This is a genomic window from Planctobacterium sp. AWM4_229 (assembly GCF_056160305.1).
The window spans coordinates 684851-708042 of record NZ_JBSWWX010000002.1 but is presented as its reverse complement, the minus strand read 5'-3'; the positions used below and the strand labels follow the sequence as shown (position 1 = coordinate 708042).

The window sequence follows — 23192 nt, the reverse complement described above, 5'->3', positions numbered from 1 at the left end:
CAATAGTGCCAGATTACGTTGAATAGTGACAGACTGTCGCTGTCCAGACAGGAAAGTTCGTGCGAGAAAACGCTAAATTATGTTTATTACGTTTGTCAGCGATTGGCGATGTGTGTCATGCCGTTGCGCTGGTGGAGCGGATCCAAAGAATGCGCCCGGATATCCAATTAACTTGGGTGATTGGCAAAGTAGAATATCAGCTTGTATGTGATATTCCCGGTGTTCAGTTTATTATTTTTGACAAAAAACAAGGATGGCGTGCTTATCAAAAATTGCGCTCAGATCTGAAAGGACAGCGATTTGATGCCTTGTTTTTGATGCAAATCGCGCTGCGTGCAAACTTAGCCAGTTTGTTTATTAAGGCGGATAAGACCTTTGGCTTCGATCTCGAACGCGCCAAAGAGTTACATCATCTGTTTATTTCCCACCCCATCAGAAAGCAAGCGCATCCCCATGTCTTAGACGGATTTATGGCCTTTGCGGATGCAGCACAAATCCCCGATGGTGGAATACCCCGTTGGCATATTCCTCTGCCCTACGCAGCACGAGCTAAAGCACAAGCTATCTGCGCAGCGCACGGACGGTTTGCGGTAATATGTCCGTCAGCCAGCAAAGCGGAAAGGAACTGGACTGTGGAAGGTTATCAGCAACTTGCCAGTTGGCTTCAAAGTAAGCAAGTGCCTGTGTTGTTATGTGGTGGACCATCCGACGGTGAGCGTACTTTAGCAAAAGAGATAGCATTAGGGGGCGTTATAACAGAGGATTTAACCGGCCAAACCAGCTTAAAAGAGTTGTTGGCGATTTTAACAAAAGCAGAACTGGTGATTGCGCCGGATACTGGTCCGGCACACATGGCCACCACTGTGGGTACGCCTGTGGTGGGCTTGTATGCTCATAGTAATCCGTTGCGCACTGGACCATACAACAATAAGGACGATGTTGTATCCGTGTACGAAGAGGTTATCTCTGAGCAGCAGGGTAAACCATGGACAGAGTTAACCTGGGGCACCAGAGCCAAAGGGCCAAATCTGATGCAGCGAATTACGCTTGAGCAAGTGATAGCTAAAGTGACGCCGCTTTTACCGCAGGACTAGCTCCATTTTGTTTTTCTCCTTGTTGCATAGAGGTTAAGTTCTTGTTCCCCTGCGGAATAATGAACAGCTCTGCCACGGCAAGGTTCACCAGGAAACCCACCCAAATACCAACTCCTATTACCCATTGTTCGATAGAGCCCATGATTAAATAGGCGGGAATAAAGAATAAGCGCTGAGTGGCTGGACCCAAGGCAACAGCGGTGGCGCGGATCATCCAGGCTCTGTGGGCAGGAATATTGCGTTGTTTTATCCTGATGATCCCCATCATGACGCAGACACAAATGGCCAGTGAAAATGTCATGACACCAAAATATTTCAGCGCTCCACCAAAAGCAGGGTAAATCTCATTCATTAGCAAGGCCGTGATACCAGCACATAGCGCGCAAATGACCATCAAACCGCCGTTACAACGGTGCAACCAGGTGAGTTTTGCGCGAATTGTGCTGGAAAACTGCAATGGACTGAGTAAATTAAACAGCACTCCACTAATAATATGCAGTAGCACAGGTAATGGCATTTGATAGTAGTGGGGAACGTCGGGGTCGTGAGAACTATCGCCAGTCATCAAGCCCGTATTAAGCGCATCCAGTTGCAAGCTGCCGGATGCAATGCTGATGAAGGCGAGCAAATACAGACCTAAAATCTTGAAGTTGAACCAGTATTGCAGTTTCATTGAAGTTTCCACTTGAGTTGTTTTAATGACAGCTTGCAGAAAAGGGAAATAAATATCGTCTTGCTGGTTTGAGAAGGACAAAAAAGTCAGGATTGATTTTAATGACTATGGTTCACTAATGGTTTATGAGATGCAGGAATCGCTATCCAATCACGTATTCGCCATGACTCAAGGGATTAGCTTGGTGTCATTGGCGTGGCTGTGGCTGAGTCACTCAGATGCTGCATTGAAACGGCTTTTTTCACAGCTGATAGTTTCGCTGCTGATAATTTCAATTGCCCCATTTTTAGAGAGCAGTAAAGAAAGCCATATCAACATAGCAATTGCATTGCTACTTATTGCCTTTTTCTGGTTGCCAGTGATTTACTGGCGCCTGATTCACTATCTAACGGCTACCGTCTCGAACCAAAATAGGTGGGGAAAGAAGCACAATATTTTTCCGGGCCTTGTGACCATCCTGGCGGGCTGGTTAATGCTCTTATCAGAAGAAAGAAGTCGCGCCTTATTTGTGCTGGAAGACGCCAACTTGTCAGTCAGTGAAACGATACTTTTGGTGTCGGTGTTTTTGCTGTTTCTGGGCTGGCTTATTTTTTCCTTGTATTACGTCGTTAAAATTACACAGCGACTGGTTTGGTATCGACAGCAATTACCCAAGTTATTTTCCAACTTTACAGGCAAAGATCTGCGTTGGGTTGATTGGCAGGGGGGCTTATTGTTATTGGCTTGGCTGGCTATAGCTCTTGGGTACAGTGATGTGTTTGGCCAAACGCGCTTTTTAAGCCTGCTCACCGGAAGCTTACTTTTAATGGCGCTATTGCTGGTCATCGCTATTTGGGGTATTTCTCAGTTCCCGGCATTTGCCACCATTACATCCTTGAAAGAGCCGTTGGAGGTGTTGATTACCACAGAAGCTACAGCTCCGGGGGAGGATGAAGACAAATCCCGGCGATATCAGAATTCAGCACTGACGGAAAAGGATATTGAGGTTTATAAGCAGAAACTGCTTGAGCAGATGGAGCGAGATATTTATCTGGATCCTGAGCTCAGTATGCCCAAGTTGGCCAGAAGTGCTGGAGTGCCCGCTAATTATGTATCGCAAACAATCAATGAAGCATTCAACTGTAATTTTTATCAATTAATTAACGGTTATCGCATTGGTTATGCCCAGAAAGCGCTGAGAGAAACCGATAATAATGTGCTTAATATTGCGCTTGCCAGTGGATTTAACACGCGCTCGGCATTCTACAATGCCTTTAAACAAGTTACGGGTGTAACGCCATCACTGTACCGACTAAAGCAGCAATCAAGTTAAACTAAAAACCAATCACCTTCAGGGTGCGATCAATCGCACCGGCGTTCTCGCTGAGCACTTTGGCACCAGCTTCTCCGGCCGCGTTTGCATCCTTGGGATTAGCTAGCCAAAATCGAATTTTGTCGGTGAGTTCATTTTCCTCTGCAACGGTTTCCATTGCCTCTGACTGTGCCAGCGCGTCGCAAATGGCAGGATTATTGTGTTGTGAAGGCCCCATCAATACAGGCTTAGACAACAACGCGGCTTCAAGCGCATTATGACCCCCTCTGTCTGCAAGGCTACCGCCCACAAATGCAATTGTGGCAAGCGCATAAATACTCCTGAGCACGCCCATCTCATCGACAAGCAATACATCTGTACTGCTCGCTATGAGCTTTTTGTCGGAAAGTTTCTGATAAATGAGCTTACTCTGAATGATTGTATTTTCCACTCGCTCAAAGCGCTGTGGATGCCTGGGTGTCAGTATCAAAAGTAAATCCGGAAACGCAGGCTTTAAGGCTTGATAACATCTCAGTAGTATTTTCTCTTCTGGGTCGTGGGTACTGGCACCCAGCAATACCGGGCGTGTTCCAGGTTGTAGGACTTTGTTAAGTTCTACCGTTTTTTGTTTGTCTTGTTCCGTTAATTGCAGGTCGAACTTCATATTATTGGTAAGTAACAATTTGTCCTCTTCAACGCCGAGCTTTTGATAGTTGGCAAGATCCCGCTCTCCCTGCGCACAAACGGTATGTATCTTTTGCATCATTGGGGTGAACAATACCTTGAATTTGGCATATCTGGCTGCAGACTTGTCAGTTAATCTCGCGTTGATCAGATAAACCGGAATACTTTTCTGCCAGCAGGCATGGATTAGGTTTGGCCACAATTCTACTTCGGTGATGAGTAATTTTTCTGGTTTAACCCTGCGTAACAAGCCATACATTGCCATATGTAAATCGTAGGGTAGGTAAAAGTGAGTGACGCTCTCGCCGAAGGTTTTTCTTACCTGACTGGACCCTGTAGGTGTTGTGGTGGTAAAGGTAATGGGCAACTCGGGTTGTTGCTTCTGGATACGCTTTATCAATGGCGTTGCCGCAACGACTTCCCCCACTGAAACACAGTGAATGAGTATTCCTCCCTGTTTGTCTATTTTGGGAAGAAAACCAAAGCGCTCTAGTTTGCGCTTGCGATACTCCGGACCTCGAATACCTGCTTTGATCAAAAGGTTAAGTAGAGCAAAAGGGATTAGCACGGCGATAATACTGGAATAGAGCCAGCGCATCATAAATTCGGTCACAGTTTGTTTATAAGGTGATGATGGCATTGATATTATGGTTCGCGAAAGGGCTCGGAAAATTCACATAACTGTATTAATTATGTGCTTTTATCGTCAAGAAAATAATTATGACGGTTTTCTTGCTGATCATACCTGTTTGTCACCCTTTTTGCTGAGTTTTCTGCGTTATGTTGCCTGACTTAAACCATCCTAAAAGCCTTTTGCTAATTCGTTTGAGCGCTATTGGCGATATTGTGATGGCTAGTGGTTTATTATCCGCCATCAAAGCCAAATGGCCAGATTGTCAGATCACCTGGTTGGCTGAACCTGTCGGTGCAGGGCTACTGCGTGGTCATCCATTGCTCGCTGATGTAATAGAGTTACCCAGAACAAAGTGGAAAACTTTGCGCAAACAAGGTCGATTTTTATCACTCATTAGCAGTATTTCACGGACCAGAACTGAACTCAGAAAACAACATTTTGATGTGATTTTGGATACTCAAGGTTTGTTAAAAAGTGGGATTTGGGCCGGGATGGCCAAGGGAAAGCGCAAAATTGGTCTCGGCAGTAAAGAAGGCAGTGCGATGTTTTTTGACTACGTCTTACCTAGAGATGTTTCACCCGTTATTTCATCTGAATACCTGGAACTGGCACGTCAAATTGGCTGTGATAGCCAGCATTTCAGCATGAGCCTGGCCAATAGTGAGCAGGATCGGCATACAGTAACCTCATTTTTGCTTAAACATAACATCCAACAGTATGCGGTTTTTTGTGTCTACACCACTCGCCCTCAGAAACATTGGTTCGACGACTACTGGCAAGCATTGGCAAAAAAGATAGAGCAACAGTTTGGCATTCCCGCCATCGTCGTGGGAGGCCCCGCAGATGTAAAGAGAGCCGAAAAACTAGTGTCGGGCGGTAATATGTACAATGCTGCAAGCCAAACGTCACTTACCGCCACTGCCGAGTTGGTTAAGCGCGCGCAATTTGTCGTAGGAGTTGATACCGGCGTAACGCACATGGGTATCATGCACAAGGTTCCTACCGTTTGTATTTTTGGTTCAACCGCCCCCTATTTGCAAGCAGATGGTGCTGAGATTGTTTATCTCAATAAAGCCTGTTCTCCGTGTCGTCGCAAACCTACCTGTAATGGATCATTTGACTGTATGTCGGATATCTCTCCAGAAATGGTGATGCAGACATTACGGCAGCTTTTAACAGAGCAGGACCAAAGCAAATCATGAGCGTTTCACAGTCAATAAAAGTGCTGCATATTGAAGCGGGTAAACACCTCTATGGAGGGGCCCAGCAGGTGGCGTATTTACTTCAGGGGTTACGAGATTACCCTGTGGAAAATGTGGTGTTGTGTCCACCCAATAGTGGCATTGCCAGGGCAGCTGACAGGTTTGCCAAGGTGATAGAAGTAAAAATGGGGGGAGACCTGGATTTTGGATTGGTCAATCGAATTGGCCAGCAAATCGCCCGGGAAGCCCCTGATATCGTGCATGTTCACAGCCGCAGAGGGGCAGATCTTTTCGGGGCCATTGCAGCAAAAAAATGTCAGGTACCAGCTGTTTGTTCACGCCGGGTAGACAATACTGAAAACCCTTTGTTTGCGCGTTGGAAATACGCCAAATATCAGAAGGTTGTATGTATCTCAGAAGGTATTGCTGGGGTCGTAAAAGCCACCGGTTATCCAACCCGAAAAATACAAACCATCCACAGTGCGGTGGACCTGGAGCGTTACACTCCGGGCGGTGATATGCAATGGTTTCGTCGAGAGTTTAATATTCTAGAAGACGATTTTGTGATTGCTAACTTTGCACAAATGATTGAGCGCAAGGGGCAGCGACACCTGATTGACGCTTTTCATCGAATACACCATCAATATCCAAAAGTGCGATTATTACTATTTGGGAAAGGTCCAAAACTTGAACAGTATCAACAACAGGTAAGAACTTTAGAACTGGAGAACAAAATACAATTTCCGGGTTTTCGAAGTGATTTAAACAATATTATTCCGCTAGTCGACCTTGTGGTTCATCCAGCCGTAACCGAGGGCTTGGGGGTGGCGCTGCTGCAGTCAGCGGCCTGTAGTCGACCCATTGTCGCCACTCGAGCAGGCGGCATACCAGAGGTGGTTAGACATGAGCAAAATGGTTTATTGGTGCCTGTTGGCGATATTAATACACTTGCGAAGGCGATGAGTCGCTTGATTGAGCAACCGGAACTTCGTTTACAAATGGGGGAGTGTGGCCGAAAAATCATGCTAGAGAATTTCTCCATTGCCACCATGGCCAGACGCAATTTTGAAACCTACCAGTCTATTTTCAAGAGCACTTAACCGACTTCCCTGTCAGTTTTTAATTACATTTTAAATCAGGATCTAACCAGCCTGTCTAACAGGAATGTGTTGAGTCAGTTACTATTGCCTCGGAATCAATTAAAATAATCAGAAATTATAAAAGAAATAAACAATTTAACGCAGGCCTACGAATGAGCATGATAGAACATCTACAAAACGAACTGGCAAATCTGAAAGAAGAAGGGCTTTATAAGTCTGAACGCATTATCACTTCTCAGCAGGACGCCGATGTCAGCGTCTCTACAGGAGACCAGGTGCTGAACTTCTGCGCCAACAATTACCTCGGATTAGCCAATCATCCGGAACTAATCGAAGCTGCGAAAAGTGGCTTGGACAGCCATGGTTTTGGTATGGCTTCTGTGCGTTTTATTTGTGGTACCCAAGATAATCACAAGGTACTGGAAGGCAAAATCGCTGAATTCTTAGGTATGGAAGATACGATTTTGTATTCTTCCTGTTTTGATGCCAACGCAGGGTTATTTGAAACCATTTTAGGTCCCGAAGACGCCATTATTTCTGACGCGCTCAATCACGCCAGTATTATCGATGGTGTGCGCTTGTGTAAGGCCAAGCGTTTTCGCTATGCCAATAACGACATGGCTGACCTGGAAGCCAAATTGCAGGAAGCGACAGAACAGGGAGCGCGTTTTAAGCTTATCGCCACTGACGGCGTTTTTTCCATGGATGGCATAATCGCCAATCTCAAAGGTGTATGTGATTTAGCTGACAAATATGGCGCCATGGTGATGGTGGATGACTCTCACGCCGTGGGATTTGTGGGCGAAAATGGTCGAGGTAGTCACGAGCATTGTGACGTGATGGGGCGCGTTGATATCATCACTGGCACCTTGGGTAAAGCCCTTGGTGGTGCTTCTGGCGGTTACACTTCTGGCAAAAAAGAGGTGATTGACTGGCTGCGTCAACGCTCTCGACCTTATTTGTTTTCTAATTCTCTAGCTCCCTCTATTGTGGCCGCTTCTATTCGCGTTATCGATATGTTGCAGGAAGGCAATGAACTACGCGCTAAGCTGGTGGAAAACAGCCAGTATTTCAGAGAAAAGATGTCGGCTGCAGGCTTTACTTTAGCTGGTGCTGATCACGCTATTATTCCGGTGATGATCGGTGATGCCAAACTCGCTTCTGAAATGGCTGATAAGATGCTGCAAAAAGGTATCTATGTAGTGGGATTTTCTTTTCCTGTGGTGCCCAAAGGCCAGGCGCGCATTCGCACCCAAATGTCTTCAGCTCACTCTAAAGCACAACTGGATAAAGCGATTGATGCCTTTATCAGCACGGGTAAAGAGTTGGGAGTTATCTGATGAAAGCCTTATCTAAACTGCATTCGGAAAAAGGCATCTGGATGGTGGATGCCGAAAAGCCTGAGATGGGGCACAACGACTTACTCATAAAAATCCGTAAATCTGCGATCTGCGGTACTGACATGCATATTTACCATTGGGACGAATGGGCGCAAAAAACCATTCCAGTACCCATGGTGGTGGGTCATGAATACGTCGGCGAAGTCGTGGACATGGGCAGTGAAGTCGCCGGCTTTAAAAAGGGTGACAGGGTGTCAGGTGAAGGACATATTACTTGTGGTCATTGCCGCAATTGTCGTGCTGGACGTCGTCATTTATGTCGCAATACCTATGGTGTTGGTGTTGACCGCCCCGGCTCTTTTGCCGAATACCTGGTGATACCTGCATTTAACGCGTTTAAAATTCCCGACAACATCAGCGATGATCTGGCCGCGATTTTTGATCCCTTTGGCAATGCCGTTCACACAGCGTTATCTTTTGACCTGGTGGGTGAAGATGTGCTTATTACAGGCGCGGGGCCAATTGGTATTATGGCCGCTGCCGTAGCCAAACACGTAGGTGCCCGGAATGTGGTGATCACCGATGTAAATGAGTATCGACTTGAATTGGCTCGAACAATGGGCGCGACTCGCGCGGTTAATGTGGCATCGGAATCCCTCAAAGATGTGATGCGTGAATTGGGAATGACAGAAGGTTTCGATGTTGGCCTGGAGATGTCCGGCGTCCCTATGGCGTTCCGCGATATGCTCAACAATATGAATCACGGGGGGAAAATATCCCTGCTGGGCATTCCGCCATCAGACATGGCCATTGACTGGAATCAGGTGATTTTTAAAGGCCTTGTGATCAAAGGCATTTACGGTCGGGAAATGTTTGAAACCTGGTACAAGATGGCCAGTTTGATCCAATCGGGACTCAATCTCGAACCTATGATTACTCATCAATTTAAGATAGATGACTTCCAACAGGGCTTTGAAGTGATGGCTTCCGGCCAGTCGGGCAAAGTGCTGTTGAATTGGTAGGAGCAATGGCTTAAATGGAAAGCTTTAAACACATCGATGTAGCGGGCACCCTCAAGTTGTTAGAGCAGGGAGCGACAGTTTACGATATTCGCGATCCTGGCAGTTTTGCCGCCGGGCATATACCCGGTGCTGCACGCCTGACCAATGACAATATACAGCAAGAAATTACCGAAACACCCGTAGATACCCCTGTTGTGATCTGTTGTTATCACGGGATTAGTAGCCAACAAGCGGCTCAGTATTTTGTTGCTCAAGGTTTTACTGATGTTTATAGCATGGATGGCGGCTTTGAGGCGTGGCGCAATTCCGGGGCTGATACAGAATAATGCTGTTGGTGGCGTTTCCACAAAAGGGGCCTGCCAGTACGCTGGTGGCTTACCTACAGGGCAAGGGAATCGAATGCCATTGTTACGAAGAAACACAGCAGTATCAGGTAATACTAAATAATGAAGCCGATTTTCAGATCGCGCGCGAGATATTGCAGCAATTTTTGCAAAATCCCAATGCACGGGAGTTTCAACAAATTGCCTGGCAGAATTCCGAACCTGTTTCTTTAATCGGCCCTGGTACTGGTTTATCGCTGACTAAGGTAATTAATTCACTGGGCAATGCCCCTGTTAGTGCATTAGTACTACTTGTTGCATTAGCGATCCACACTGTGGTGTTTCTGTTTGGCCAGGTGCAATTGTTTGACCATCTCTATTTTGTGCCATGGTCAGAGGTTGCCAACAGTGGTGAGTATTGGAGGCTACTTACTCCCACTTTGATGCATTTTTCTGCCCTGCATTTGATTTTTAATTTGGCCTGGTGGTGGACGCTGGGAAAAGACATTGAAGCTAAATTTGGAGCCAGTGGCCTTATCTTGCTCTATTTGGCGACAGGCTTGCTGTCTAACTATGCCCAATTTTTGGTTTCTGGCCCTGGTTTTGGAGGTTTAAGTGGTGTGGTGTATGGCTTATTCGGCTTTGTATGGTGGTGTGGTTGGCTGCGTCCGCAATGGGGCTTGAGTTTATCGAAACCTTTGTTGGGCTTTATGCTGCTGTGGCTGGTGATAGGATTTGCAGACGTGCTTTGGATAAACATGGCGAACACCGCTCATTTAACGGGCTTGGTTAGTGGTTGTTTGCTGGCATTGCTGGCCAGTAGAGTTTTTACCAAGGTGTAAGCTGCGGCTTTAAATATTTCAAATTTTTATCCACAATTAATTGGTGTAATTTTTTCCACATTTCTATATGATTCAAACTCGTTTGGTTTCTCGCGATAACTTTATGCAATCAGGAGTGCTTATGAATCACCTTACTCGACGTAACTTTCTCCAGGCTGGGGGCGCTGTTCTAGGCGTTTCAGCAATGGGTTTTCCTCACTTTGTGAGTGCAAAACAAGATCATTTGACTGGCGATTACCCCATTCCAACTGCGCCCCTGGACGACTTTGTGTCGGTTCTAAGGAATATTATCCCGGATAGCGACGCGGAATATTGGCAAGTCAATTGGCAGTTTGCCGAAGATCCTTATTTCGAATCGGTCGTTAATGCAGATAGTGTGAAATACAAAGCTGATGGTGAAAAATTGATTTTCATCAGATTGGAAAAAGTGCCTGCAGGTAAAAAGCTCTATTTCAAAATTGAGTGTGAGAATTGTTATGCGGATGAGTTGACCAGGGGTTTGGACAAATACGCTGCTACGCAGTTTGTTGTTTTCCCGACCTCTGAAATGTCTACTGAGGGCTTAGATGTTAAAACATCCCCGACACTGGCAGCAGTTTACTGAGCTTCAGTATAGCCGGAAATCGGGTTATCTGCCTGAACAAAGAGTGTTCAGGCGGAGCCAGAGCAGTGATTTAACCTTGATAAAGATATTTGGTGAAAATCACGTCTTTAATCATTTCTGAGCCGGTTTCGGCTTTCATTAACTTGCGCAATTCATCCAGACAGGCACGGCGGATATCCTCTCTTCCTGTCAGTGATTTCACTTGCTCTTCAGATTGACGGCCAAAGATGTCTATTGTGGTGGCGCGCAATAGCGGTGCGTGATGTTCCGCTGCTTCAAGGTGCTTTGAAGAGTCCAGCATTAATTCTATCGTGACTCTGACATAGCCGATTTTGCTACTGTTAGAGCTGATGTAATTGGTAACAATGTCTGGCTCAAGGCCAAAATAGGCGGTGTCACGGGCGAGGGCGCCGGGACTGGAGAGCAACATACTGGCCAAAAAGGCAAAACCCAACAATTTCATTTTCATAATTGCTACCAAAAAACCAATAATAAACAGAGTGATACTGAATCAGATAACTGTAGATTATATTACGCTTACGCTTTTGTCTAAATCCCGTAATTGTTATTATTTTACATAATCTAATCAAATAGAATGAATTTTGACTGAAAGTCTGCTGAATATCGGGCCGATCAAAGAGCCTTGGCTATCTCCTGAGCGTTTATGTCCTCAAGATCCTCTGCTGCGTAACTGGCTGTTAAATACCGGATCTTTAACTGAACGGCTGCAATCACAGTGTTTGCGTTTTACGGTTGAGGTGTTAAGCCAAAGCGTTAATGATATTTCACAAGATGAAACTCACTACCTTTACGGTCAATTTGATGTGCCAGCACAAAGTACTCAAGTAAGAGAAGTAATTCTCAAAGGCAATGATCAGCATTGGGTGTTTGCCAGGTCGTTGTTACCTTGCGATTTTTTACAGCAGGAAATGGCAGAACTAACCCAACTGGGTAATCAACCATTGGGTAAAATTATCTTCAATGATGACCGATTTGAGCGCTTGGGTTTTCAGTTAGTGGAATGTCCGGTGGCGGGAGCAACGCAAGCAAGTCTTGCCATTCGGGCCGGGTTCTCTCTTTGGGGTAGACGTTCTTTGTTTCGTTTTAAACAACACCATATTATGGTGGCCGAGATATTTTTACCTGATAGCCCTGCTTATTCTTACAATCCTTGAACATGAAGAGAATCACTAATGCCTAGTCATCAGGCTAAATGGAATGCATATTGGCGCTTAATGCGCGCAGATAAACCCATTGGAAGCTGGTTATTGCTGTGGCCTACAGCTTGGGGATTGTTACTTGCTGCACAAGGGTTACCCTCATGGCATATCATTTTAGTATTTTTCGCGGGGACTTTGTTGATGCGTGCCGCAGGGTGTGTGATTAATGATTTTGCTGATCGAAAAATTGATGGCCATGTGGAGCGTACGCAAGCCCGTCCAATAGTCAGTGGTGAGGTTTCCACCAAGGAAGCTCTGGGCTTATTTCTCCTGCTGGTGGTTGTCGCTTTTTTGCTGGTCTTAACCTTGAATTGGCAAACGGTAATGCTGTCATTTGTGGCTCTGGCATTGGCGTTTTGTTATCCCTTCATGAAGCGATATACCTATTTACCTCAGTTCGTATTGGGTATGGCATTTAGCTTTGGTATCCCGATGGCGTTTATGGCTATCAGAGAAGAATTACCTTGGTGGTTGTGGGGAGTTTATCTGGCCAATCTTTTATGGACTGTTGCATACGATACCGTGTACGCCATGGTAGACAGGGACGATGATCTGCGCATCGGTGTAAAGTCAACGGCGATACTATTTGGAAAATTTGATAAATTGATTATCGGGCTATTGCAACTACTTAGTTTGTTGTCTTTATTTGTTGTCTATCAGCACCTGCAGCTGGGTTGGTTTGCTTACGGTGGGCTTGCTATTTCGGCTGTGATGTTTGTTCAGCAACAAAAAATGATCGTAGAGAGGCAAAGGGAAGCTTGTTTTCGGGCTTTTTTACACAATAACAAGGTGGGAATGGTGATCACTTTAGGTTTGCTGGGGGAGTTTCTTCTCCCCCTTTAAAATGCCAGATTAAACAGCGGGTTATTTGATTTGTTGTAAGCGCTTTACAAACTCCGGGGAAACTAAGCTAAACAACAAATTTTGCAGCTCCCGGCTTTTGTCTGAATGCAACAATAATCCCTCTTCATTTGCTTCCCAAATTTCATATTCTCTTGCTGCCGCAATAAACGTGGCCAGCACATTTTTATCGTAAAACTCTGGTGCGCTAATTCCTTGTAGTGTCGACATGCGCTCTGCCACCTGACGACTGCGTTTTTCCAGAGCTCCGCGCGAGGTTGTGCCCAGTTGTTCCAATTGATTGAGCACTAATGCGTAACGCTGCAAGGTTTCCTGGATCACGGATTTTAGCAACCACAGGCTGTAAAACTGCACACTATTGGTTTCGGCAGGTGTTAATGTATCCTCATTATTGATTAACATACCTTGGGCCACCATTCCGTCAATCAGACTGTCGGTGTACGCCATTGCCTGTTCTTCGCTCATATAGATGAATAGCTCTTTCTTGAGCAACGGGTAGATGCGGCCGACTAAGGTGAGCAATTGCTCACGATGGCATTCTCCATGCGCTATTACAATGGCAGCAATTAAACCGGGTATACAAAACATGTGTAAAATGTTGTTGCGGTAATAGGTCAGAATAATGGCATTGTTGCGTTCAATGGAAATGATTTCACCAAAGCTGTCTTCAGTGACGTCGAATTTTTCCAGGCGCAAGGTGTTTTCCAGTAATTTTTCGGCACTGACCTGTGGAAAACTACTCTGTTCACTAAAGGGACATTGACGTAACAAGCCCAGATAGCTCTCCATCACTTGTAATAGTTCCTCTCGACTCATTGCGCGTTTTTCTGCGGCCAATAAACACAAGGACGCCAGAGCCATTCCGCTGACAGCCGACGCTTGGTTAATGCGTTCATTGATATTGTGACTTAAGCTATTAACTGTGGGGGTTAACCAAGCGGGCTTTTTGTCATCAATGGTAGCTTGATCCTGGCGCCACTCTGGCGTTTTCACATCCAGGTACTGGCTCAGGTGGATTGGGTCGCCAAAATTCAAAAAACCGTAGCCATAATTTTTTAGCTTGCGAATCGCGGAAAACACCCCGAGAAAGGATTCTTTCTCTTTGTTCTTACCTCTGAGCTCTTTGAGGTAACTTTTTACCTCCATGACATGCTCGTAACCAATGTATACCGGTACGATACTCACCGGGCGTTTAACGCCTTTCACCATTGCCTGAATGGTCATGGCTAACATCCCTGTTTTTGGCGGAAGCAATCGACCGGTTCTGCTGCGGCCACCCTCAGCGTAGAATTTAACGGAATAACCTTTGTTAAATAGCTGCTCCAGGTATTCACGAAATACCGCTGTGTAGAGCTTGTTACCGGCAAAAGAGCGGCGGATGAAAAAGGCACCGCCGCGTCTGAATAACCCACCGATGGGCCAGAAGTTGAGATTAATACCCGCGGCGATATGGGGTGTGACCAAGCCTTCGTGATAAATAACGTAGGTGAGTAACAGGTAATCCATATGACTTCTGTGGCAGGGAACATAAATTATTTCGTGGCCGTTTTGCGCAAGCTCGCGAACCTTATCGGCATTTTTCACTTCAATACCGTTGTAGATTTTATTCCAGACACGACCCAGCAAGCGGTCGCCTAAGCGTATAACGCCCTCGCGATAATCGGCGGCAATTTCTGAAATGTAGCTTTTGGCCCGGGCGCGAGCTTTTGCAAGCTCCGCTGGAGAATTTTTGGCTTCTAATGCCATAGCACGTTTTACCGATGCAGAGCCTAAGATACTGTTAAACAACTGATGCCTATCCATCAGCATCGGACCGTTCATGCTTTGCTGCCGGCGATAAAAATGAGTTCTGGCCAGTCGGATTAGCTTATGGGCTATTTCTGAATCGGTGCCGTGCGTGGTGGCCATTTTTTTACTGGATACCGCTGGGCTGTAATAGGCAAAATTATCTCTGCCCAGGAATAGCACGATAAAAAACTTGCGTAACCAGGAAGGTGAAGCTCGATCGGCAAGTAACTCTGCCCAGCCTCTTGTTTCTTTGCCGGGTGCTCGTCCCCAGAAGATAGACACAGGCACAATTTGCAGATCCAGTTCTTCATCATTGCGGTGCATTTTGAACAAGCGGGTGAAGCTTTTATTGATATCAGTATGCTTGGTTTTTTTGGAAAGCAATGATTCTGGTTCTTGTAAAAATAAGCAGCTGGCTAGCTTTTTAGAACCAATTTTTAATTGTTTGTCCGGGGCGGGTAAATCCAGCATTTTGGTGGAAATTTCAAGCGCCACTCTGTCGGTCAGGGAATTAGTGCGCAACAAGTAAATAATCGGACGATGTTTGTCGATCCCCAGCTCGCTTTCTATGTTTGCGGGGATGTTGCTGGTTTTTACTAACCAACGGGTCGGGTATTTAACAAGGTTAAAAAAGAGGTTTTGATACCAGGCCATCATCAATAAAAAATAATTAAAACTGCACCGATCATAGCACGGCCTGGCAGCTTTGGCTCTTGTAACTCTATAAATCCAAGAAAATCAGCAAATTATGTTGAGTTTATGGCTTGACTGTATATACTGCCAGTTACACTGTACGAAAAAACAGGTTTGTTATGCGCCCACTTACATTGCGTCAAGAACAAGTTCTTACTCTTATTAAAGATACCATCGCCGATACTGGTATGCCGCCAACCAGAGCAGAGATTGCGAGGCAGCTTGGCTTTAAAAGCGCTAATGCAGCAGAAGAGCACCTCAAAGCATTGGCTCGTAAAGGGGTTATAGAGATTCTACCGGGTACCTCCAGAGGGATCCGTCTTGTGGGGCAGTTAGATGAGCCTGCCGAAGATGATGGCTTGCCGTTAATTGGTAAGGTGGCAGCAGGTGAGCCCATTTTGGCTCAAGAGCATATTGAGAGTCATTACCAGGTGGCTGCAAATATGTTTCAGCCGGAAGCCCATTATTTATTGCGAGTCGATGGCGAAAGCATGAAAGACATCGGCATTATGGATGGGGACTTGTTGGCAGTGCATCGCACCAACCAAGCGCGAAATGGTCAAGTAGTGGTGGCGCGAGTAGAAGACGATGTAACTGTGAAACGTTTTGAAAAGTCGGGATCTGAAGTGTTACTTCACGCAGAGAACAGTGATTTTGCTCCTATTAAGGTGGATTTGAACTCGCAACCTTTAAATATTGAAGGTATAGCTGTTGGAATCATCCGAAACAACGCTTGGATGTAAATAACTTCGAGACGTACTGTTTTACCTGATTAATTTGCCTTTTCTTGATAGCCCATTGATTAATGGGCTTTTTTGTATCTGTGGTACGGCCACATTTATTCACCCAGACAAAAATTTGCACAAAAAATAGCGAATTAATTTCCTTTTTTCCTATTCGGGTCTATTTTTGACACATCAGCTGGTTAAAAAAGCGTCTTTTTTAGCCGTCTAAATGTTTTTTATCTTCGAAAATTGTTTACATATCATTCGGTTTTTAACATAGTAATAACAAATATGTTTCAAAATCGTAACTTATGGTGCGATTTCCGTTGTGCTAATGACCAAAAATAAAGCAACGGACAGGAAAGGAGGAACACACAGGTGAGCAGAATTTTAATAGGTTTTTGGGGATTGTTGCTTAGTTGCGCATCATTTGCCGCTTCTAATCCGCAGCCGGACCAATATCAGCTGAATTTGAGACCGGGTGTGACTGAGATAAGTCAGCAGGTTTACGAATTGCATATGATCATATTCTGGATCTGTGTGATCATCGGGGTGTTGGTATTCGGCGTTATGCTTTGGGCTACTATCTTTCATCGCAAGTCCAAAGGGGTGAAGCCAGCAACATTTCACGAAAGTGTTAAGGTTGAAATTGCCTGGACAGTGGTTCCTTTTCTTATTCTTATCGGTATGGCTATCCCCGCCACTAAAACACTGATCGCGATGGAAGATGTGTCATCTCCTGATGTGACAGTGTTAGTTACCGGCTCTCAATGGAAGTGGCATTACAAATACATGGATAACGACGTTGAATTCTTTTCTCTACTTGCCACCCAACCAGAGCAAATCAATAACAAGCTGGAAAAGAATATCAATTACCTGTTGGAAGTTGATCGCCCTTTGGTTATTCCTACTAATCAAAAGGTCCGTTTTCTGATCACCTCAGACGACGTTATTCATTCCTGGTGGGTTCCGGATTTTGCTGTTAAGAAAGACGCCAACCCTGGTTTTATCAATGAAGCCTGGACACGAGTTGATAAGCCCGGAATCTATCGCGGTCAATGTGCTGAACTTTGCGGAAAAGATCACGGTTTCATGCCTGTTGTGGTTATTGCTAAGGAGCCTGCTGATTATGCTGCCTGGATCGAAGAGCAAGAAGAAATACAACGCAAAGCCAAAGAAGAAGAGCAAAAGCTGCTGGCGATGAATATGGATATGGATGAGTTAATGAGTGTTGGTGAGCGAGTATACGTTACCAACTGTGCTGCTTGTCACATGCCTAATGGTGAAGGTTTACCTGGCGTATTTCCTGCTTTGAAAGGCAGCGACATTGCCATAAACGACATGCAAAAACATATTGAAGTTGTGGTTAATGGCGTAGCAGGTACGGCCATGCAGGCTTACGGAAAACAACTTTCGATGAAAGAACTAGCAGCAGTAATTACCTACGAGCGTAACGCATGGGGCAATGACACTGGTGAATCAGTGCAAGCTAAAGACGTTAACGCCGTATTGAACGGACAATAAGGGGAAGTTGAGATGAGTACAGTGACAGACGATATCCATCACGACGAGCACCATGATCACCACGATCATAAACCAACGGGCATAAAACGCTGGTTGTACACCACAAACCACAAAGATATCGGCACCTTATATCTTTGGTTTGCATTTATTATGTTTTTAATCGGCGGGGCTATGGCCATGGTGATCCGGGCAGAGTTATTCCAGCCTGGATTACAGATTGTCGATCCTAACTTCTTCAATCAGATGACCACAGTGCATGGCTTGATTATGGTATTCGGTGCTGTAATGCCAGCATTTACCGGCCTCGCTAACTGGATGGTGCCCTTGATGATTGGTGCACCGGACATGGCACTGCCAAGAATGAACAACTGGAGCTTCTGGATTTTACCTTTTGCTTTCCTGATATTGCTGATGTCTTTGTTCATGGAAGGTGGTGGTCCCTCTTTTGGTTGGACCTTCTACGCGCCACTATCCACAACCTACAGTAATGACTCTACAGCACTGTTTGTATTCTCTGTTCACATTATGGGCGCCAGTTCCATCATGGGGGCGATTAACGTTATCGTCACCATTTTAAACATGCGTGCCCCTGGCATGACATTAATGAAAATGCCCTTGTTTGTTTGGACCTGGCTAATTACCGCATTCTTATTGATAGCGGTTATGCCAGTGCTGGCGGGCGCGGTAACTATGGTGTTAACCGATAAGTTCTTTGGTACCAGCTTCTTTGATGCGGCTGGCGGTGGTGATCCGGTGATGTTCCAGCACATCTTCTGGTTCTTTGGACATCCGGAAGTTTATATCATGATCTTGCCAGCCTTCGGCATAATCTCACAGATAGTGCCCACCTTTTCCCGAAAGAAATTATTTGGCTATTCCTCGATGGTTTATGCGACAGCTTCTATCGCGCTATTGTCCTTTATCGTGTGGGCTCACCACATGTTTACCACTGGGATGCCGGTAGGGGCCGAGCTGTTCTTTATGTTCGCCACCATGCTGATATCGGTACCCACCGGGGTTAAGGTATTTAACTGGGTTGCTACCATGTGGCGCGGCGCCATTAGCTTTGAAATCCCCATGATGTTTGCCCTGGCCTTTATCGTGTTATTCACCATAGGTGGCTTGTCAGGTTTAATGCTGGCGATTACCCCCGTGGATTTCCAATATCACGATACGTATTTTGTGGTAGCACATTTCCACTACGTTCTGGTGACTGGCGCAGTGTTTTCAATCATGGCTGCCACCTATTATTGGCTGCCAAAGTGGACCGGGAAAATGTACGACGTGACGTTAGCCAAGTGGCACTTCTGGTGTTCTTTGATTTCAGTAAACGTGCTGTTCTTCCCTATGCACTTTGTGGGTTTGGCAGGCATGCCTCGTCGAATTCCAGACTATGCGTTGCAGTTTGCTGATTTTAACAAGTGGATCAGTGTGGGGGGCTTTGCGTTTGGGCTTTCACAACTGATTTTCCTGGCGTTACTAATCAAAGCGTGTCGCAAACAAGGCGAGCCAGTTACGGCTCAAGTTTGGGATGGCGCAGAAGGTCTTGAGTGGGAAGTTCCGAGCCCGGCTCCTTACCACACTTTTGAAACGCCACCGGTTGTAAAGTAAGTCATTTTTAACAATGAACTCTGAAAAACAACAAGAAAACAAAAAGGTCATCATTAAGTTGGTGGCCGTTGTTTTCGGTATGTTTGGTTTTGGCTTTGCGTTAGTTCCTTTATATGACGTGTTTTGTGCCGTAACAGGTATCAATGGAAAAACCTCTAACGAAGCCGCGCTATACCAAAATATTGAAGTGGACGAGAGTCGTCTTGTTACCGTGGAGTTTATTACTCGCACTAACACAGGTATGCCATGGGAATTTGAAACTAAGACGCGGCGTGTAGAAGTGCACCCGGGAGCAATGCACCAGGTAGACTTTTATGCCCACAATCCCAGTCAAAGAGATATTGTCGGTCAAGCCGTACCATCTGTCTCGCCTGGGCCTGCAGCTATTTATTTGAATAAAACAGAGTGTTTTTGCTTTGAGCAGCAACCACTCAAAGCGGGTGCTGAGATCACTATGCCTATGCGTTTTTATGTGGACCCAGCACTACCGGATAATATTACATTTTTTACAGTGCAATATACTTTGTATGACGTAACCGAACGTGGCCAAGAAATTGCCATGAATCGCGGTTAAAGGAGATGAAATGAGCGAACAACAATACGAAAAATACTATGTTCCCGACCAAAGCCCTTGGCCATTTGTGGGGGCCGTTGCCCTGTTTTTGATGGCCTATGGCGCTGGCACCTTTGTCATCGAAATGAAGAACGGTACGGATGGCAGCGGTTCGCTCATCCTGCTGGCCGGCTTTTTGGTTTTACTGTTCATGTTGGTAGGCTGGTTCAAAAACCAGATTGATGAATCTATGTCTGGTATGCATAGCGCGCAATTGGGTCGCTCTTACCGTCAGGGCATGTCATGGTTTATCTTTTCTGAGGTGATGTTCTTTTTTGCCTTCTTTGGTGCACTATTCTACGCAAGAGTAATTGCCGTTCCTTGGTTAGGCGGAGCGTCCAACAACGCTATGACTAACGAAGTCTTGTGGCCCACTTTCCAGGCCATGTGGCCTTTGGTTGAAACACCAGGCGGGACGACCACAGAAGCAATGCCTTGGACCGGATTGCCACTCTATAACACCTTAATCCTGTTATTTTCTTCTGTTACTGCGCATTTTGCTCATGTGGCGTTGGAGAAGGGAGAGCGCGGCAAGTTAAAACTGTTTTTAGGTGTGACCATCCTGCTGGGTTGTTCATTCCTGTATTTGCAAGTAGTCGAGTATGTACATGCATACCAGGAAATGGGACTGACGTTGGATTCAGGCATCTATGGCAATACTTTCTTTATGCTTACTGGATTCCACGGACTCCATGTCACATTAGGCACCATTATGCTGATAGTGATGTTCGGCCGAGTTATGATGGGGCATTTCTCTCATGACAATCAATTTGCCTTCCAGGCGACCAGCTGGTACTGGCACTTTGTTGATGTTGTATGGGTATGTTTGTTCGTCTTTGTATACATACTATAATGAGAATTAAAAGGGCCGGGGATTAGGCGTAATAATCCCCGTTGCTACCGCGATTACCAGTAGCAAAATTATGATGGCAGAGGTCATCACTCTTCTGCCAATAAATTTAGTCATTGAGCCCTGTCCAGGTTCGTTCTTAAGCATAATCATCATGGCTTTAAATAAATTGTAAATCATAAACAATAACAGTAACGCCACGATAATTTTAACAGCCATAAATAACTCCGGGTTTGTCGCTAAGCAGTAATGAAAAAACCGCCTTTAGTCCCTACCATAATCAGTTTTGTCGCGGTTGTCATCTTATTGAAATTGGGTTTCTGGCAATTGAGTAGAGCGCAAGAGAAGCAGTTGATTGCTGAACGAAAAAGTACGCAAGAAGAAGTGGTTTTCAATAGCGTGCAATCGGCACTGGCCACAAGTGGAGCGCACGACTTTAAGCGAGTAAAACTAACTGGTCAGGTGGATCTGGAGCATTTACTGTATTGGGATAATAGAGTACTTGATGGGATCGTGGGCTATGAAGTGTTGGCGCCGGTGACTACCAATGCTGGAGTTTTGTTGGTGAATTTTGGTTGGGTACCGGACCAGGATTTTCGTCGCTCTTTGCCAGAAGTGAGTTTACCTGAAGTCATACAACAAACTCACATTGTTTTGTATGCGCCCTTGCACAACCAATTGGTTCGTCAATCTGGAGTGCCAGAACAGTGGCCTCATCTATTGCAGCAACCAGACTTAAAAATGCTGAATGAGATATTGCAAACAACGCTCATTCCCATGTTAGGTTATGTAGAGGACTCAAAAGCTTTTGGGTTGAGCAACAATTTTAAACCGGTAACTATGTCCCCAGAGAAGCACATAGCCTATGCTATTCAATGGTTCCTCTTGGCGTTGGCATGTTTATTAATTTACGGCTTTGCGTTAAGGAAAAAATGGAAAGATGAGCGAACAGAAAAAACAAAATAATCGCAGTACCTTGGTCATTTTTGTATTGGTATTTCTTTTACCTGTGGTATTAGCTTGGTTCGCTTTGCAGGGGGATTGGTTTAATAAAGGTGCGACAAATAAAGGTGAACTCATGTCACCTGCGGTTGAAATGGCGGATATTCTTCGTGGTGACAAACCCGTGTGGCGTATTGTTTATGTGTTGCCACAGCAATGTGATGCGCGATGTGAAAACGCCCTTTACAGTTTGAATCAGGTTTGGGTTGCCTCAGGTAAAGCCCAAGAACGGGTGGTCCCCAGCTTGTTAGTCCTGCCAAAGAGTGACGTGGGTGCGGTAGAAAAGCTCAGCAGTGAAACGCCATTCGCTTTAATAAATACAACTTCAACATACCTTGATAAGGTGTTTAAAAACCAGTCTGTTAGTGGTATTTTCATTGCAGATACGCTGGGGAATGTAATTTTGCGTTATTCCCTCAGTGAAGAACAACAACAAGCGGTAATGCAAAGCCGCGATATACTTGCCGATCTAAGAAAGGTCCTGAAGCTTTCGCGTATCGGATAGAGCTGTTTTATGAAAACGTTAGTTAAGGTCAGCATTTTTCTTGCTTTGGTGGTCATCATTTTGGGGGCATATACCCGATTGACTGATTCAGGGTTGGGGTGTCCAGACTGGCCGGGTTGTTATGGCCATATGGTCGTGCCTAAATCAGATGAGGCGATATCCAAAGCGGAGATTGCTTTCCCGGAGCGTCCTCTAGAGGCCAGCAAAGCCTGGATCGAAATGATTCACCGTTATTTCGCAGGCACTTTAGGATTGCTGATTTTATTCATATTCATAAGTGCCCTCAAAAACAGACAGCAACAAACACCCATTAAACTGCCCTTTGTTATATTGTTATTGGTTATCTTCCAGGCAGCATTAGGCATGTGGACTGTGACCATGAACTTATTGCCAGTGGTGGTGATGGGCCATTTGTTGGGTGGCTTTACCTTACTCTCTTTACTGTTTCTATTACACCTTCGTTTGAAACCCTACCGAATTCCCGGTGGCGATCCCAGAGTACGTAAGTTCGGTCGATATGCGACGTTGGGTTTATTCATTTTAGTGATTCAGATTGCGCTTGGCGGTTGGACCTCTGCCAACTATGCTGCTTTGGCTTGTACTGAGCTACCCATTTGTGAGGGCAACTGGTATGAAAATCTTAACTTCTCTGGTGCTTTTAGTGTGCCGGAAGCAGACAATTATGAGTTTGGTGCGCATCCTTACGACGAGCGCATGACCATGCACATAGTGCATCGATTTGGTGCACTCATTACCTTCTTGTATTTGTGCTGGTTGGGTATCAGATTGTACACCTCAGCAATTTCCGACCGGGTAAAAAACCAATCAGTGTTGATGGTATCTGTATTAGGAGTACAGATTGCTTTGGGTGTTTCGAACGTCGTGTTTAGCTTGCCCGTAGCCGTCGCGGTTGCACACAATGCCGTCGCAGCTCTGCTGCTTTTGACTCTAATCTTGTTGAATTACACCCTGTATAGAAAGGCGTAATGTT

At 45.4% G+C, this 23192-nt stretch carries 24 protein-coding genes; 19 read left to right on the top strand and 5 right to left on the bottom strand.

The window, feature by feature from the left end; all coding sequences use genetic code 11:
- The first annotated feature begins 59 nt into the window (after positions 1-59).
- Positions 60-1094, top strand: a complete 1035-nt coding sequence (locus tag ACXAGP_RS06130; RefSeq protein ID WP_475260202.1) for a glycosyltransferase family 9 protein — start codon at positions 60-62, stop codon at positions 1092-1094.
- Here the strand turns inward: ACXAGP_RS06130 and ACXAGP_RS06125 are convergent.
- Positions 1063-1767 (bottom strand): DUF2306 domain-containing protein, encoded by a 705-nt coding sequence (locus ACXAGP_RS06125; protein WP_475260201.1) that lies wholly within the window; start codon positions 1765-1767, stop codon positions 1063-1065. The two genes, ACXAGP_RS06130 and ACXAGP_RS06125, sit on opposite strands and share 32 nt — an antisense overlap.
- Before the next feature lie 118 nt (positions 1768-1885).
- Between ACXAGP_RS06125 and ACXAGP_RS06120 the strand changes: the two genes are divergently transcribed.
- Complete coding sequence (locus ACXAGP_RS06120; protein WP_475260199.1) at positions 1886-3079, top strand: helix-turn-helix domain-containing protein; 1194 nt, start codon at positions 1886-1888, stop codon at positions 3077-3079.
- Position 3080: 1 nt separating this feature from the next.
- Here the strand turns inward: ACXAGP_RS06120 and waaA are convergent, their stop codons facing one another.
- Positions 3081-4382 (bottom strand): lipid IV(A) 3-deoxy-D-manno-octulosonic acid transferase, encoded by a 1302-nt coding sequence (gene waaA, locus ACXAGP_RS06115; RefSeq protein WP_475260197.1) that lies wholly within the window; start codon positions 4380-4382, stop codon positions 3081-3083.
- 140 nt (positions 4383-4522) lie between these two features.
- Between waaA and ACXAGP_RS06110 the strand changes: the two genes are divergently transcribed.
- From ACXAGP_RS06110 to ACXAGP_RS06080, 7 genes are all read left to right on the top strand, one after another.
- On the top strand, positions 4523-5578 hold the full coding sequence (locus ACXAGP_RS06110; RefSeq protein ID WP_475260196.1) for a glycosyltransferase family 9 protein: 1056 nt from the start codon (positions 4523-4525) through the stop codon (positions 5576-5578).
- Complete coding sequence (locus ACXAGP_RS06105; RefSeq protein ID WP_475260194.1) at positions 5575-6678, top strand: glycosyltransferase family 4 protein; 1104 nt, start codon at positions 5575-5577, stop codon at positions 6676-6678. Before ACXAGP_RS06110 ends, ACXAGP_RS06105 begins: the two co-directional genes overlap by 4 nt.
- 152 nt (positions 6679-6830) lie before the next feature.
- Positions 6831-8018: a glycine C-acetyltransferase gene (locus tag ACXAGP_RS06100; protein WP_475260193.1), complete on the top strand. Its 1188-nt coding sequence runs from the start codon at positions 6831-6833 to the stop codon at positions 8016-8018.
- Entirely contained in the window at positions 8018-9040 is a 1023-nt protein-coding gene (gene tdh, locus ACXAGP_RS06095; RefSeq protein WP_475260191.1) for an L-threonine 3-dehydrogenase, read from the top strand. Before ACXAGP_RS06100 ends, tdh begins: the two co-directional genes overlap by 1 nt.
- Before the next feature lie 14 nt (positions 9041-9054).
- On the top strand, positions 9055-9366 hold the full coding sequence (glpE, locus tag ACXAGP_RS06090; RefSeq protein ID WP_475260190.1) for a thiosulfate sulfurtransferase GlpE: 312 nt from the start codon (positions 9055-9057) through the stop codon (positions 9364-9366).
- On the top strand, positions 9366-10205 hold the full coding sequence (glpG, locus tag ACXAGP_RS06085) for a rhomboid family intramembrane serine protease GlpG (protein WP_475260188.1): 840 nt from the start codon (positions 9366-9368) through the stop codon (positions 10203-10205). The genes glpE and glpG overlap by 1 nt, the downstream gene beginning before the upstream one ends.
- Before the next feature lie 121 nt (positions 10206-10326).
- Entirely contained in the window at positions 10327-10809 is a 483-nt protein-coding gene (locus ACXAGP_RS06080) for a hypothetical protein (RefSeq protein ID WP_475260187.1), read from the top strand.
- Between the two features lie 70 nt (positions 10810-10879).
- On the opposite strand, the gene ACXAGP_RS06075 is transcribed toward ACXAGP_RS06080, so the two are convergent.
- On the bottom strand, positions 10880-11239 hold the full coding sequence (locus tag ACXAGP_RS06075) for a flagellar basal body-associated protein FliL (protein ID WP_475260255.1): 360 nt from the start codon (positions 11237-11239) through the stop codon (positions 10880-10882).
- 172 nt (positions 11240-11411) lie between these two features.
- On the opposite strand from ACXAGP_RS06075, the gene ACXAGP_RS06070 reads away from it, so the two are divergent.
- Together ACXAGP_RS06070 and ubiA are read left to right on the top strand one after the other, a co-directional pair.
- Positions 11412-11984, top strand: a complete 573-nt coding sequence (locus ACXAGP_RS06070; protein WP_475260186.1) for a chorismate--pyruvate lyase family protein — start codon at positions 11412-11414, stop codon at positions 11982-11984.
- An 18-nt stretch (positions 11985-12002) separates the two neighbouring features.
- Positions 12003-12872 carry a 4-hydroxybenzoate octaprenyltransferase gene (ubiA, locus tag ACXAGP_RS06065; protein ID WP_475260184.1) on the top strand — a complete coding sequence of 290 codons (870 nt, stop codon included), beginning with the start codon at positions 12003-12005 and terminating at the stop codon, positions 12870-12872.
- 21 nt (positions 12873-12893) lie between these two features.
- Here the strand turns inward: ubiA and plsB are convergent, their stop codons facing one another.
- A complete protein-coding gene (gene plsB / locus ACXAGP_RS06060; protein ID WP_475260254.1) occupies positions 12894-15332 on the bottom strand; it encodes a glycerol-3-phosphate 1-O-acyltransferase PlsB in 2439 nt (812 codons plus the stop codon).
- Between the two features lie 158 nt (positions 15333-15490).
- On the opposite strand from plsB, the gene lexA reads away from it, so the two are divergent.
- The 5 genes from lexA to ACXAGP_RS06035 all read left to right on the top strand — a co-directional run bounded on the left by lexA (position 15491) and on the right by ACXAGP_RS06035 (position 20697).
- A complete protein-coding gene (gene lexA, locus ACXAGP_RS06055) occupies positions 15491-16114 on the top strand; it encodes a transcriptional repressor LexA (RefSeq protein WP_475260183.1) in 624 nt (207 codons plus the stop codon).
- Between the two features lie 390 nt (positions 16115-16504).
- On the top strand, positions 16505-17620 hold the full coding sequence (coxB, locus tag ACXAGP_RS06050; RefSeq protein WP_475260253.1) for a cytochrome c oxidase subunit II: 1116 nt from the start codon (positions 16505-16507) through the stop codon (positions 17618-17620).
- 12 nt (positions 17621-17632) lie between these two features.
- Entirely contained in the window at positions 17633-19231 is a 1599-nt protein-coding gene (gene ctaD / locus ACXAGP_RS06045; protein ID WP_475260182.1) for a cytochrome c oxidase subunit I, read from the top strand.
- A gap of 13 nt (positions 19232-19244) precedes the next feature.
- On the top strand, positions 19245-19805 hold the full coding sequence (locus ACXAGP_RS06040) for a cytochrome c oxidase assembly protein (RefSeq protein WP_475260181.1): 561 nt from the start codon (positions 19245-19247) through the stop codon (positions 19803-19805).
- A 10-nt stretch (positions 19806-19815) separates the two neighbouring features.
- Entirely contained in the window at positions 19816-20697 is an 882-nt protein-coding gene (locus tag ACXAGP_RS06035) for a cytochrome c oxidase subunit 3 (RefSeq protein ID WP_475260180.1), read from the top strand.
- A gap of 6 nt (positions 20698-20703) precedes the next feature.
- On the opposite strand, the gene ACXAGP_RS06030 is transcribed toward ACXAGP_RS06035, so the two are convergent.
- Positions 20704-20913, bottom strand: coding sequence for a DUF2909 domain-containing protein (locus tag ACXAGP_RS06030; protein WP_475260179.1), 210 nt, complete (start codon positions 20911-20913; stop codon positions 20704-20706).
- Between the two features lie 30 nt (positions 20914-20943).
- Here ACXAGP_RS06030 and ACXAGP_RS06025 point away from each other — a divergent pair, with 30 nt between their 5' ends.
- Genes ACXAGP_RS06025 through ACXAGP_RS06015 form a run of 3 tightly spaced genes read left to right on the top strand, consistent with a single transcriptional unit; the run spans position 20944 to position 23188 of the window.
- Positions 20944-21660 (top strand): SURF1 family protein, encoded by a 717-nt coding sequence (locus tag ACXAGP_RS06025; RefSeq protein ID WP_475260178.1) that lies wholly within the window; start codon positions 20944-20946, stop codon positions 21658-21660.
- Entirely contained in the window at positions 21635-22201 is a 567-nt protein-coding gene (locus ACXAGP_RS06020; protein WP_475260177.1) for a hypothetical protein, read from the top strand. Before ACXAGP_RS06025 ends, ACXAGP_RS06020 begins: the two co-directional genes overlap by 26 nt.
- 9 nt (positions 22202-22210) lie before the next feature.
- Positions 22211-23188, top strand: coding sequence for a COX15/CtaA family protein (locus ACXAGP_RS06015; protein ID WP_475260176.1), 978 nt, complete (start codon positions 22211-22213; stop codon positions 23186-23188).
- The last annotated feature ends 4 nt before the right edge of the window (positions 23189-23192 follow it).